Origin of the sequence: Aerococcus loyolae, assembly GCF_002871915.2 — a bacterium.
Lineage (GTDB): Bacteria > Bacillota > Bacilli > Lactobacillales > Aerococcaceae > Aerococcus > Aerococcus loyolae.
Genome location: NZ_CP126958.1, coordinates 855,553 through 868,988, shown reverse-complemented (window position 1 = coordinate 868,988; position 13,436 = coordinate 855,553). Strand labels below are relative to the sequence as shown.

The following is a 13,436-nucleotide window of genomic DNA, read 5'->3' as shown; positions in this document are numbered from 1 at the left end:
TCCTATTTTCTAACTCACTGATTAGATTTAAATAGATTATTTTGTTTGTTTACTTTCTTCGATTAACTTTAAGAAGCTGTCAAATAGATAGTCAGCATCATGAGGTCCAGGGCAAGCATCGGGATGGTATTGCACCGAAAAGGCGGGGTACTTTTTGTGACGAAGCCCTTCGACAGTATGGTCATTAATCTCTTCATGGGTGATTTCTAGGTCTGCTGGCAAATCTTCTCGACTGACAGCATAACCATGGTTTTGACTAGTAAAATGAATTTGACCAGTCGCAAGTTCCCTAACGGCATGGTTAAAACCACGGTGACCAAATTTCATCTTATAAGTTTTGGCTCCATTAGCCTTTGAAAACAGTTGATGGCCCATGCAAATTCCAAATAAGGGATAACGCTTCTCTAATTCGCGGATAGTATCTAATGCTTCAGGAAGATCATCAGGGTCACCAGGTCCATTAGATAAGACAATCCCATCTGGAGCTAAGGCGGTAATTTCCTCTAAGTTGGTATCATATGGAACCACTGTCACCTGACAATTGCGCTTGGATAATTCAGCTAAGATCGAGTGTTTTAAGCCAAAGTCCATCACGATTACCCGGTACCCTTGACCAGGAATAGGATAAGCTGCTTGGGTAGAGACTTTTTGAATCAATTTTTGATCAAGCTCTGTATTTCTTAGGACTGCTAATAAATCACTTAAGGGTTCATCTCTACTGGTTAAGTAAGCCTTCATCACCCCATGCTTGCGAATTTTCTTGGTCAATAAACGAGTATCTATCCCAGCTAGTCCAGGAATTTTTTTCTGTTTTAAGAAAGTATCAAGGTTCATTTGAGACTTCCAATGACTGGGGCGTCTAGCCCACTCATGAACAATGACACCAACACATGAAGGATTTAAGGATTCATAGTTATCATAATTAATCCCATAATTACCGATTAGGGGATAAGTAAAGGTCAATAATTGACCAGCGTAAGATTGGTCAGTGATGGATTCTTGATAGCCGGACATCCCCGTATTAAAGACTAGCTCACCAATCACCTCTTTATCGTAACCAAAGCCTTCCCCTTCAAAGACACTACCATCTTCTAAAATTAATCTCTTTTTTGTCATTTCTTATCCTTTCGTTAGCCCTCACAGGAGCCTTTTAACGCCTATTTTTAGTCGCTAGGAACTGAATAAGCCCTTTTTATCCACTTTTTTCCATTAAAAAAGCCTCCTATGCAAGGAGGCTCGACGAAAAGACTAGTCATGTATAGACTAATCCCTTTTTTATATAAGTCTCCTTGCCTGCCTCACGGGACAGGTTTAAAGGCAAATTCAATTTTTTATACTATAGCACAATCTTTGATTACTTGGCAATCCTTTTCCAAAAAATAACAATAAGTAATTAAGATTGCTTATTTAAATTCTTCAGAAGAAACAATCCGGGTACCAAAATCTTCACCAAATTGAGTATCGTGAGTAACCACTAAAATGCCCTTCCCTTGTTTAGCGATAGCTTGAACTAGCTTTCCTACCTGATTAGCGGACTCGCGGTCAAGGGCTGAAGTCGGTTCGTCGAAGCAAATGATCTCCGGTGATAACATCATGGCTCTAGCAATAGCAACCCTTTGCTTTTGCCCTCCTGACAAGGTCGACGGATAGGCATCGGCCTTATCTTTTAGGCCTACGCTATCTAGTAAAAACATGGCCTGATCGAGCAGTTCTGACTTGGGCGCTAACTTTTGAGCGATAGGTGCTTCTAAGACATTGTCTAAGACGGTAAAATTAGGGAACAATTGGTAATTTTGAAAGACCATGCCAATCGCATTTTGATAGCGGTGTTGACTGGTCTTATCACTGTATTGAACTCCTTGGGAAGTCTCCTGGCAGAGAACCCGGTCCCCAATAGCAATATTACCCTGGTCACATTTTTCTAAGTTATTGATCAAGCGCATAAAGGTCGTTTTCCCGGTTCCAGATGGGCCCAGTAAAATAACAATTTCTCCTGGATCAATCCGGCAGTTAAATTGATCAATCACCATATTACCGTTGTAAGCTTTTTTTAAATTAGAAACTATTAAGGCCATTAAAATCCCTCCTCTTTCATCACTGGACTACCAGCTCACCCGATACTCAATCTTACGCAAGGCAAGGGTCACAAAGGCGGTGAAGATTAAATAGAACACCCCACAGACCAGATAAGGAATAATGGTTGCATAGGTGTTAGCAGCAATCGAGCCAGCCCGCAACAATTCACCAAGGCCAATCACATAGACTAATGAAGTATCCTTGACTAAGGCAATCACTTCATTGCCGACAGATGGTAGGGTTATTTTCATCACTTGGGGTAAAATGATGCGACGAAAGCCCCTTTGCCAACCAATTCCTAAGACTTTGATACTTTCGTATTGGCCTTTGGGTACTGAAGTAATCCCACCCCGGAAAATTTCCGCAAAATAAGCGGCGTAATTAATCACAAAAGCAATAAGGGCAGCGGTAAAGCGATCTAAATTAATTCCTAAATAAGGTAAGCCGAAGAAGACCATCATCAGTTGTAACATGAGCGGGCTACCTCGCATAATGAAAACATAACCTTCAATTAACCATTGAATCAGTTTAGGGCTAAAGACGCGCATAATGGCGATAAGAAAACCTAATGGGAGACTAAGTGCCAGCACCAAGACAAACAAGACAAGAGTTAATTTAAAACCACTCCATAGAGAGGGAAGTATTTTTTGAATAATATTCTCCTGACTAGCCACTTGACGGTTTTCTCCAAACCATTTGGCGACAATTTCATCATATTTCCCGTTAGCCTTTACTTGGTCAAGCCCTTGGTCGATCATTGTCTTAAGACCGTTAGCAGATTTTCGCATCGCGACTGCCATTTGCTCAGGCTCCTTACTGGGGTCCACAAAGGAATCATATTTTTCTTCCCCACGAACCTCCATAATATAGTGACCATAAGTATAATCAGTGACCACAGCATCAACACGACCGGAATCTAAATCAGCAAAAACCTCGTTATAAGAGGAATAGAGAACCGGTTTTTGCGCCAGTTTTTGGTAGAGTTGATTGGGCCAATCCTTAATGTCTTCAGCTGTCGTCGAGCCCGACTGGGTCGATATCGTTTTTCCAGCTAAATCGGAAAGTCCCTCGATTGGGCTTTCCTTTTTAGTAATCACGATATTAGGACTTTCCAAATAAGGCTGTGAAAAGAGCATCTGTTCTTCTCTTTCAGGGGTAATTCCGACACCATTCCAAAGTAAGTCAATATTACCACTATTCAATTCGGTTTCTTTCATTGCCCAGTCAATCGGCTGAAAGTCGAGCTCCCAGCCGTAAATCTCAGCAATAGCTTGGGCTAAGTCAATGTCAAAACCAACAATTTCATTTTGCCCATTACGGAATCCCATAGGTGCAAAGGTATCATCTAGGCCAATGACGACCTTATCGCCTCTTTTTGGCCCCTCTTCAACAGCTTCCATCCGTTCTTGAGGAGCTGTCTCTTCAGCTTCAACATGGTGGTTTGCCACCAACCCCAAAATAGTAACTAAAGCAATAACCATAACCATCCAAGACTTTTTCAAGTCGAATCCTGCTATCATGACAAACTCCTCCTTTTCTTTTAATAAAAAATAAAACGCCCTCTTCGTTCAAAACGAAAAGGACGCTTTCGTGGTTCCACCTTTTTTCGCAACTATCTCACAATAATTGCCTCATGATGTTAGTAACATCGCGATGTAACGCTCGCTAGGCGAATAGCCTTTTAAACTATTAACTCCTGGGTGTGTAGCTAAAGTTTCTTTGTCTGTTTCCACCAGCCAGACTCTCTTTAAAAGAAAGGTTTTAGCCTCTTCCATTCACTGTCATTATGATATTAATTTTCATTATACTGATATTATTTGTATTTAGCAAGATTTATTTATTTTTAAAACCCAATAAGGATCAGCCCTTGACCCAATTTACTAAGCGAAAAATAATCAGGTTAAGCAGGAAAATCACTAAACTATTAAATAATAGGGAGGGACCTAAAAAGCTAGCTAAGAACTTAAGATAAGTGTCCCCATGAATACGTAAGATTCGATAGAGCCAATAAATCACATTATGATATAAAAGATACATGATCACAGCCCATACCCAGATGCTATAAAAATTCAAGGGAAAGCGATTTTTTACCTGGTAGGATAAGTAAACGACTGCTGGGAACAGAAATAAATTAATCCCTAGAATTCCGTTATAGTATGAATCATATAGAAAACCAATAATAAAAGCCATCAAGTAAATCGTTCTTGGCTGGTTATAATATAAGGGAATCAGGGTTAAGCTAATCAGTAAAAGACTGGGAATAATTTGATAAGCATAGGTATCCACACTGGCTAGTAAGACATTGACTAAAGCGCCATCCAGTAAGAAAACAAAAATTAAGAAAATGGGAAGGGTTAAATGATAGCGTATATAATCAAACATATCACTCTCTCCTCCTAATTTGCATGATTACTTGCCCCAGCTTGGCTGGCTTGAGCTTGGTGGTTGGCCCCTGGAATTTCTTCAGACGCATTAGGGTTTTCTGTATCTGGTTCACTTCTTTGAGACATAATCACAAAGACATGACGGATATCATTGAAATTAGCTGCTGGCTCGACATAAACACGTTTAGCTAAGGCGAATTCATCATCTTCCATTTTAGCCACTTTTCCAATGATCAAACCTTCTGGAGAAACGCCTCCCAGACCACTTGTGGTTACCAGATTTCCCTCTTTTATTTTAGCTTCCTTAGGAATTTGATTGACAATTAAGCGGTTATGACTTGAATCGTATTGGTCAATCACCCCATAAAATATCCCATCATCCGATTGGACACCAGCAGCAATTTCCACCGCATCTTCTTGGTCTGAAGTGACTAAGCTCACTTTTGCACTTGTGGGACCAACTTCGGAAACCCGGCCAATGAGGCCGGAGTCAGTCATGACCGACATATTCTCCTTCACCCCGTTGTTAGAACCTACATCAATAGTCAACTTATCTAACCAATTCTCAGGAGCTCTAGATATGACTGAAGCTGCAATTACTGTCTTCCCAACCAGGGTCGGTTTCAATTTTAAAAGATTGGTCATTTGCTTATTTTCTTCTTTTAAAATCGTATTTTGAGCTTCTAAGCTCTGTAAAGTGGACAGTTGTTTTTTTAATTGCTGATTTTCCTGATAGGTGTTCTGTAAATTTGTCACAGAATCGCCAAATTGCATGATGGAATTTGTTGGGGTCGATATCAGGCGAGCTACCATTGCAGTAAAGTCATTCACCCAGGTCATGGGTTGGGGTAAACTTTCCTGTCCAAAGGTGGAAAAAGCAATCAGGCTAAGCGAGCTAATAACACTCAATAGCACAACCACAAGTTTTTTATTTTCAAAAAATTGGCGCAATTTGCTCCATCCTTTCCAAGTCGTAAATCAATAGTAGTAATATTGTACCATTCATTAATCAGAATTATAATCTTTTCCTGTTTAATTATAATTTTTTTACCATCTCTTGAAAAGCAGGAATTACTAGCCTCATCCGTAAAATAAAAGAGAGGCCGGAGTAATGACTCAGCCTCTCTTCTGAATAAAAATCTTCTTGTCTAAGTGACTCCAATAGTTCATGCTAACCTCAGGGTCAGTTGTTTTTTGACTTCTATCCTATATTTTAATAATTAAAGTACTTTCTGTAAGAAATCTTGGGTCCGTTGATGTTTGGGATGATTGAATAGGTCTTCTGGTTTACCTGACTCGACAATGTAACCGCCATCCATAAACAAGGTACGGTCAGAAACTTCTTTAGCAAAGCCCATTTCATGGGTCACAATCACCATGGTCATCCCTTGTCTAGCAAGATCTTTCATAACTTCTAGCACATCGCCAACCATTTCTGGGTCCAAGGCTGATGTCGGTTCGTCAAATAACATTAAGTCAGGGCCCATAGCCAAAGCCCGAGCAATGGCTACCCGTTGTTTTTGACCACCAGATAAGGAATTAGGATAGGCGTCTGCCTTTTCTTTGAGGCCGACACTATCTAATAATTCAAGGGCTTTTTTGTCAGCTTCTTCTTGACTTAATTTATTTAATTGGAGGGGCGCTAAAGTAATATTTTCTTTAACAGTCATATGTGGAAATAGGTTAAATTGTTGGAAAACCATTCCGATATTTTCACGCGCCTTGTCGATATCGATACTTTCATCAGACATATCAATACCATCGACTACCACACTACCCCCATCAATCGTCTCTAGACGATTAATGCATCGCAATAAAGTAGATTTCCCTGAACCCGAAGGACCGATGATGCAGACCACTTCACCTTCGCTGATTTCTAAGTTGATATCTTTGAGAACTTCATTATCATCAAAACTCTTCTTTAAGTTTTGAATCACTACTTTTGCTTGAGCCATGTGAGTAACCCCTTTCATAAGTTAGGCCAATAAAAAAGACTAAAGAATTTCTAATCTTTTTTATCAAAGTATTAGTAACATTTATTGTTACTTACTTTAGCCTATTCCTTCTAAGATAGCAAGCTTTTTTTAAAATAAGTGATAAATCAATCCATAAAATTATTTTTAGTCAAAAGAAATTCGACTTCTTTAGTGGCTTCTCTGTTTATTTTTAAACCTAACAAGTGGATTAATCTTTTGCATCAAAAAACTCATCATAAATTGCCCGTACAGCTTCTGCTTCTTTATTTTCCTTGATACCAAACATCACACTATTTTCGCTAGACCCCTGGTTAATCATTTCTAAATTAATGTTGGCTTGACTGAGAGCCTTAGTCGCCCGGGCGGTAATCCCAATACTTGATTGCATTGCCTCACCAACGATCATCAACAGGCAAAGATTTTCTCTTTTTTCGACCTTGTCAGCGGCTGTGCGTGTTTGAATCGCTAAAAGCAGTTCATCTAATTCTTTTGCGGAAAGTTGATCTTCTTTAAAGATAACATCAATATCATCGATCCCTGATACCACATGCTCTACACTACATTCGTATTCTTCAAAGACGCTCAACACGCGACGCATGAATCCTACTTCTCGATTCATCATATATTTTGTAATATAAACAGAAGCAAATCCACCATGGCTAGCGATACCAGCAATTGGCCATTTATTTTCAGTCATCTTCTTCTCCGTAATCATTGTCCCAGGGGCTTCAGGATTATTGGTATTTTTGACTACGACGGGAATGTTTTCTGCAAAAGCAGGATACAAAGCCTCGTCATGGACCACAGTAAAGCCTGCGTAGGAAAGTTCACGCATTTCTCGATAGGTTAAATTACTGATTCCAACAGGATTGTGAACATGGGCGGGACTAGCCACAAAGATGCTATCAACATCGGTAAAATTCTCATACATAGATGCCCCTACCCCATTGGCAACGATAGCTCCGGTAATGTCGCTACCACCACGTGAAAAAGTGACTAACTTGCCATCTTTGGTATAACCAAAAAAGCCAGGAAAAACTAAGATTTCATCACGTTCTTTTAATTTTGCTAAATTGAGATAGGATTCAGCTAATACCTTAGCATTGCCGGGTTCATCACTAAGAATCAAACCTGCTTCACCAGGATTAATGTAACTCGCCTTCAAGCCACAAGTTCTGAAATAGGCCGCAATTAATTTAGCGTTATTATCTTCTCCACTTGCTTTGAGGGCATCGATAAAGTAATCCGGTTGTCTTTTATCCATATTGAGGATGTCATTTAAAGATTTTTTGATTTCATCAATGACTGGTTCTTGTATTTCTAAGGCTTCTGCCATATCGCGATACCTTTCAACGATCTCCTTATAGGTTTGGGAGGTATCCACGCTGCCATTTAGTGTCTGTGAGGCTAACTCAATTAATAAATCGGTAACTTTTATATCCCCATCAAAACGCTTTCCAGGTGCAGAAACAATAATGATTTTACGGTCCTTATCACTGGCAATGATATTCTTCACTTTTTTTATTTGCGTATCATTAGCTAGGGAGCTACCACCAAATTTTACTACTTTCACTAAGACATCTCTTCCTTCTAGAATGAACTAATTGATCTAAAGATAGCATGATTAATAATGGGATTCAACAGTGATCATTTTTCTTTCAATAGTGATCTATAAAAACGAAGGGTAAAATAAAGGCATTCAAGCATTGGCGATCGATCCAACGTTTGAATGCCGTTACTGTTATCTGAGATGAGTTTAGTCTTCTAGAAAATCTTTTAATTGCTTGAGACGGCTGGGGTGGCGTAGTTTACGTAGAGCCTTGGCTTCAATTTGCCGTATTCTTTCACGAGTCACCCCAAATTGTTGTCCAACTTGCTCTAAAGTTTTGGTTTGACCATCTTCTAAACCGAAACGGAGACGTAAAACATTTTCTTCCCGATCAGTTAAAGTATCCAAGACTTCATTGAGCTGTTCTTTTAACAATTCTTGATTGGTATATTCATCTGGCTGCATGGCATCATTGTCTTCAATAAAATCGCCAAGATGGGAATCATCTTCTTCACCAATAGGGGTTTCCAAGGAAACTGGTTCTTGTGAGATTTTCATAATATTTCTCACTTTTTCAGTAGGTAGGTCCATTTCCGCACCAATTTCTTCTGGCGTGGGTTCGCGACCAAGCTCTTGGAGTAATTGCCGTTGGATGCGGACTAATTTATTAATAGTCTCCACCATATGTACCGGTATACGAATGGTACGGGCTTGGTCAGCGATCGAACGGGTAATCGCTTGACGAATCCACCAAGTGGCATAAGTAGAAAATTTGAAGCCCTTGGTATAATCAAATTTTTCCACTGCTTTCATTAAGCCCATATTTCCTTCTTGGATCAGGTCTAAAAATGACATTCCTCTACCGACATAGCGTTTAGCAATCGACACGACTAAACGGAGATTGGCTTCGGCCAGCTCTTGCTTGGCTACTGGATCTCCGGCCTCAATTCTTTTGGCAAGGGCAACCTCTTCATCAGCTGTCAGTAAGTCTACTCGTCCAATTTCTTTAAGATACATACGTACAGGATCGTTAGTTTTTACCTTTGAACTCGTTGAAGAAGTCGACTTATTAGTGTCTTTTTTGTCTTTTTTATCTTTCTTCTTATTTTTTTCTTCTTCATCTAAGATTTGATCAATATCTTTTTCAGATTCTTCATCGTCTTCTTGCATCTTAAGCGCTTCATTTTGTAGCTGACGATTGGTTGGGCCTCCATCTTCATCAACAACGGCTACGCCACCGTCTTCAAATTTTTCAATGAGCTGATCCATTTGTTCATCATTCAAAGAATAGGGTTGAGCAATTTTATCACTTAACTCAGTATATAAAATAGAGCCCAATATTTTCTTCTCATTAAGTAATTCTTGACTGGCTTGTTTTAAAGTTTTTTCCTGCTTGTCGGTCGTTTTGCTCAATTAAATCTCTCCTGACTTCTTTTTTGACAGTTTCATTTGTCGCAATATGTGTATTCTTTGTTGGTTTAAATCACTGATTTTAGCATAATCATTAATTTGCTTGGCATCCGCTATATCCTGGTTGATCTGCCTAATTTGATCCTGATAGTGACTCTTATCTTTTATTTGATAAATTAAATCGCTAATTTCCTGGCCAGTACACTCAGGAGGAAGATTCATTGCCTGAGCGTCAATAACGATCCGCCTATCAGCATCAGAGCGAAGGGACTGATAAAAATTTCCAATATCAATGCTTTCTCCTTCTCTTTGCCGGTAGGCCCATAGTAAAAGATAGACACTTTCAAAACTACTACTTTCAAAATGAAAATTTTCATCAATATTTTTGATTAAATACCAAGCATTCTCAGAAGTTAGTAGGCGGTTAAGTAATTGTAACTCAAAGCGCTGTAAACTGGAATATTTTTTTAAAGGGAATTTATCCAGTTGGACTTCTGCTTTCTCGCGGCTAACTTCAGAAAACTGCTCCTCTTGTTGACCTGTTTCCTGCTCAAAGTGAAGTTGGGCTTGAAGCGAACGTTTATCTACCCCAGTGTCTTCACTCAATTCCTGTAAGTAGACATCTTGCTCAATAGTGGAAGATAAGCGGCTAATAACAGCTAGCATGGCCTTGATGTATTGGATCTTACCCTGGTCCGTAGCTAAAGAAAATTCTTGCTGATAATAATGCCGATAGAAGGCAATCGGTGTCATTCTTTGCTCTTGGATAAATTGCTGGTAGCGCTGTTCACCATAGCGACCAATAAATTCATCAGGATCCATCCCACTTGGAAACATAAGCAAGTTAACTCGCATACTAGGACTTTGCTGGGCTAAGTGTTCAAGTGCCCGCTTGCTAGCCTTTAAACCAGGTTTGTCACCATCATAGGCAAGCAAAAGTTGTCGTGAGCTGCGGTAGAGGACTTGAATCTGACGATCAGTTAAACTGGTTCCTAAAGAAGCGACGCCATGTTTGACCCCGGCCTGGTAGGAATGAATGACATCCATAAAGCCTTCAAAAAGAATAATTTCCTTTTCCTTGCGAATGCTGTCTTGGGCTAAATCAAGGTTAAATAGAAAATTATTTTTTTGAAAAATCGCTGTTTCTGGACTGTTTAGGTATTTAGCCTGCGAATTTGCACTATCGGCTTCAAGAATTCTTCCTGAGAAGCCCAAAACATGACCGAATTTATCACGTAAGGGAAATACAATACGTCCTTTAAAGCGATCGATTTTTTCCGGACCCTCACCCACAAAAATGCCACTAGCTACAATTGCTTCACTGTCATAGCCCTTGTTTTTTACATGGTTGAAAGTTAACTGGCCATCGTAGGGAGACCAACCAATGTGATATTGGACTAGAGTTTCCGATTTTAAGCCTCGGTCTTCTAAATAGGCCAAAGCTTGGTGCCCAGCTTTGGTATTCATTAATAAATAATGGTATAAATTTGCCAGCTCTTCGTGGATATCGATAAGCGTTTGCTCTTCTTCATTATACTGACGGACACTGTTTCCTTGGTCTAGCTGGTCAAAATTAAAGTCCAACTTAAGATTAGCTAATTGAGCCACTTCTTTTACAGCTTGAGGAAAGCTATACCCTTCTAAATCCATTAGAAAATTAAAGACATTGCCACCTTTACCACAGGAGAAACACTTATAAAATTGCTTATTAGCTTCTACTGTAAATGAGGGCGTGTTTTCATCGTGAAAGGGGCACTTGCCAAAGTAATTTTTTCCTCGCTTTTGAAGATCAACAAACTGACCAATAATATCTAAAATGTCAACATTTTGGCGGACCTGATCAATAACTTCCTCCGGTATATAGGCCATTATATCCCCCCACTTTCTCCACTGGCTATATCAGAGTAAATTATAGTGAAGATAATTTTTGAATGCAAGATAAGAGCGGAAATATTGTTAGATATTTCATTTCAAAGGATAGCTATTCGTCATAGTCTCCAGCCAATAAGGCATTGATGACTTCCCATGCCTCATCACGACCCTCACGGTTGGCAGATGAATAAGGTAAAATTTGATCTTCAGTTACCAAGTCTAAATCTTCTTTTATAGAACGTAGGTGGTTTTGCCATTGGTTTTTCTTCACTTTATCCGCCTTAGTCGCAATAATAAAATACGGTACCTGACACTGGTCAAGAAAATCTTTCATATTGATATCATCTTTACTGGGGCGGTGTCTAAAATCTACCAAAAGAAAGACAGCTTCTAAATTTTCTCGTTGGATAAAATAATCTGCCAGTTGCTTTTGCCAGCGGCTTCGCTCCGTTTTACTTACTTTTGCGTATCCATAGCCAGGAACATCAACTAAGTAAAGACTATTATCAAGATTATAATAATTTAACTGTTGGGTCTTCCCAGGCTTACTGGAAATACGAGCAATCTTTTTATGGTTAGTCATGGTATTAATGAAACTGCTCTTTCCCACATTGGACCGGCCAGCTAAAGCAATTTCTGGGCGGTCAGGGACTGGGTATTGTTTAGGACTGGCGGCGCTTAGCATAAATTCAATATTCTGTGCTTGTATCATGAGGTGCTCCTTACGTAATAAAACAGACTTAGGTGAGCTTAATATTTTTAAAAGTAAATTTTCCTAAATATATTACAAATTTAGGTGTCTTATGACTTGCTTAAATAAGGGACTGCATTGAGAAAGAGGCTGTGACTCTTGTCACAGCCCCTCTTCAATTAATTCATTAGGCAATTAACTGACCATCTTGGTCATAGAGTTCGGGACTTGCATGATCTTTAACGACATCTTCAGTAATGATAACCTTTGAAACATCTTCACGACTAGGAATATCATACATCACTTCTAACATCGATTCTTCAATAATGGACCTTAATCCCCGCGCCCCAGTTTTACGGTCAATAGCTTTTTGAGCAATCGCCCGTAAGGAATCATCAGTAAAGTCTAACTGAACATTATCCATGGCTAATAACTGCTTATATTGCTTAATCAAAGCATTCTTAGGTTCTGTCAGGATACGTTCCAAGTCTTCCTCATTCAACTCATCTAAACTAGCAATAATAGGTAAGCGCCCAATAAATTCCGGAATCAAGCCATATTTTTGTAAGTCTTCAGGAATCACCTGTGTCATGAGGTCATGCTTTTCAGCTTTTGTCGTCTTAGTTGCTTGAAAACCAATTACTTTATGGCCAGTACGTTCCTTAATGATATTCTCAATGCCATCGAAAGCCCCACCTACAATAAATAGGATATTAGTAGTATCGATTTGAATGAACTCTTGATGAGGATGTTTACGTCCACCTTGAGGAGGAACATTAGCAACCGTTCCTTCTAAAATTTTCAGGAGGGCCTGTTGAACCCCTTCACCACTCACATCGCGGGTAATAGAAACATTTTCCGCTTTAGTTGCTATCTTATCAATTTCATCAATATAAATAATACCTTGTTGAGCTTTATCCACATCAAAATCAGCTGCTTGTAGCAGTTTTAAGAGAATATTCTCAACGTCCTCTCCAACATAACCTGCTTCAGTTAAACTCGTGGCATCCGCGATAGCAAAGGGTACTTTCAATATGCGGGCTAGAGTTTGAGCTAAATAAGTTTTCCCTGAACCAGTTGGACCAACTAATAAGATATTACTTTTTTGTAATTCTACATTATCTTCGTCTTGATTCTTAATTTGGTTGCTGTTAATACGTTTATAGTGATTATAAACGGCCACAGATAAAGCCTTTTTGGCATCTGTTTGTCCAATCACGTAATCATCCAAAATCTGACGGATTTCAGTTGGCTTAGGAGGGTTCACGATAAACTCTTGGTTATCTGATTGAACGTTTAAGTCATCTTCAATAATTTCTTGACAGAGTTTCACACATTCATCACAGATATAAACATCCGGTCCTGCAATTAACTTGGTCACTTGGTCTTGTGACTTTCCACAAAAGGAACAATGGATATTGCTATCGTTATCGTCATTAAACATTCTACGCATTCCTCCTTCTCTATCTAATGTATTG

At 39.2% G+C, this 13,436-nt stretch carries 11 protein-coding genes and 1 other annotated feature; all 11 genes read right to left on the bottom strand.

Annotation, left to right across the window (positions count from 1 at the left end; genetic code table 11):
* Nucleotides 1-36 precede the first annotated feature (36 nt).
* A complete protein-coding gene (locus tag CJ190_RS03995) occupies nucleotides 37-1,116 on the bottom strand; it encodes a carbamoyl phosphate synthase small subunit (RefSeq protein WP_064293107.1) in 1,080 nt (359 codons plus the stop codon).
* A 287-nt stretch (nucleotides 1,117-1,403) separates the two neighbouring features.
* A complete protein-coding gene (locus CJ190_RS03990; RefSeq protein WP_070597930.1) occupies nucleotides 1,404-2,075 on the bottom strand; it encodes an amino acid ABC transporter ATP-binding protein in 672 nt (223 codons plus the stop codon).
* Between the two features lie 27 nt (nucleotides 2,076-2,102).
* The gene (locus CJ190_RS03985; protein ID WP_082888675.1) at nucleotides 2,103-3,596 is read right to left on the bottom strand and encodes an ABC transporter permease subunit; all 1,494 of its coding nucleotides are present in this window, start codon (nucleotides 3,594-3,596) and stop codon (nucleotides 2,103-2,105) included.
* 55 nt (nucleotides 3,597-3,651) lie between these two features.
* Nucleotides 3,652-3,864 (bottom strand) — a binding site (T-box leader).
* A 72-nt stretch (nucleotides 3,865-3,936) separates the two neighbouring features.
* Nucleotides 3,937-4,458, bottom strand: a complete 522-nt coding sequence (gene mreD, locus CJ190_RS03980) for a rod shape-determining protein MreD (protein ID WP_064293109.1) — start codon at nucleotides 4,456-4,458, stop codon at nucleotides 3,937-3,939.
* Between the two features lie 14 nt (nucleotides 4,459-4,472).
* Complete coding sequence (mreC, locus tag CJ190_RS03975; protein ID WP_064293110.1) at nucleotides 4,473-5,411, bottom strand: rod shape-determining protein MreC; 939 nt, start codon at nucleotides 5,409-5,411, stop codon at nucleotides 4,473-4,475.
* Nucleotides 5,412-5,680: 269 nt separating this feature from the next.
* Nucleotides 5,681-6,415, bottom strand: coding sequence for an amino acid ABC transporter ATP-binding protein (locus tag CJ190_RS03970; protein WP_101562027.1), 735 nt, complete (start codon nucleotides 6,413-6,415; stop codon nucleotides 5,681-5,683).
* 229 nt (nucleotides 6,416-6,644) lie between these two features.
* Complete coding sequence (locus CJ190_RS03965; protein WP_064293112.1) at nucleotides 6,645-8,009, bottom strand: aspartate kinase; 1,365 nt, start codon at nucleotides 8,007-8,009, stop codon at nucleotides 6,645-6,647.
* A gap of 183 nt (nucleotides 8,010-8,192) precedes the next feature.
* On the bottom strand, nucleotides 8,193-9,398 hold the full coding sequence (gene rpoD / locus CJ190_RS03960) for an RNA polymerase sigma factor RpoD (protein ID WP_064293113.1): 1,206 nt from the start codon (nucleotides 9,396-9,398) through the stop codon (nucleotides 8,193-8,195).
* On the bottom strand, nucleotides 9,399-11,264 hold the full coding sequence (dnaG, locus tag CJ190_RS03955) for a DNA primase (protein ID WP_064293114.1): 1,866 nt from the start codon (nucleotides 11,262-11,264) through the stop codon (nucleotides 9,399-9,401).
* Between the two features lie 112 nt (nucleotides 11,265-11,376).
* Nucleotides 11,377-11,979 carry a ribosome biogenesis GTP-binding protein YihA/YsxC gene (yihA, locus tag CJ190_RS03950; RefSeq protein ID WP_064293115.1) on the bottom strand — a complete coding sequence of 201 codons (603 nt, stop codon included), beginning with the start codon at nucleotides 11,977-11,979 and terminating at the stop codon, nucleotides 11,377-11,379.
* A 166-nt stretch (nucleotides 11,980-12,145) separates the two neighbouring features.
* Nucleotides 12,146-13,402: an ATP-dependent Clp protease ATP-binding subunit ClpX gene (clpX, locus tag CJ190_RS03945; RefSeq protein ID WP_064293116.1), complete on the bottom strand. Its 1,257-nt coding sequence runs from the start codon at nucleotides 13,400-13,402 to the stop codon at nucleotides 12,146-12,148.
* Nucleotides 13,403-13,436: the final 34 nt, after the last annotated feature.

What these genes read in the sequence shown, in the direction of transcription:
- CJ190_RS03995 (WP_064293107.1), bottom strand. Translation starts at nt 1,116, where the DNA reads ATGACAAAAAAGAGATTAATTTTAGAAGATGGTAGTGTCTTTGAAGGG.
- CJ190_RS03990 (WP_070597930.1), bottom strand. Translation starts at nt 2,075, where the DNA reads ATGGCCTTAATAGTTTCTAATTTAAAAAAAGCTTACAACGGTAATATG.
- CJ190_RS03985 (WP_082888675.1), bottom strand. Translation starts at nt 3,596, where the DNA reads ATGATAGCAGGATTCGACTTGAAAAAGTCTTGGATGGTTATGGTTATT.
- mreD (WP_064293109.1), bottom strand. Translation starts at nt 4,458, where the DNA reads ATGTTTGATTATATACGCTATCATTTAACCCTTCCCATTTTCTTAATT.
- CJ190_RS03970 (WP_101562027.1), bottom strand. Translation starts at nt 6,415, where the DNA reads ATGGCTCAAGCAAAAGTAGTGATTCAAAACTTAAAGAAGAGTTTTGAT.
- dnaG (WP_064293114.1), bottom strand. Translation starts at nt 11,264, where the DNA reads ATGGCCTATATACCGGAGGAAGTTATTGATCAGGTCCGCCAAAATGTT.
- yihA (WP_064293115.1), bottom strand. Translation starts at nt 11,979, where the DNA reads ATGATACAAGCACAGAATATTGAATTTATGCTAAGCGCCGCCAGTCCT.
- clpX (WP_064293116.1), bottom strand. Translation starts at nt 13,402, where the DNA reads ATGTTTAATGACGATAACGATAGCAATATCCATTGTTCCTTTTGTGGA.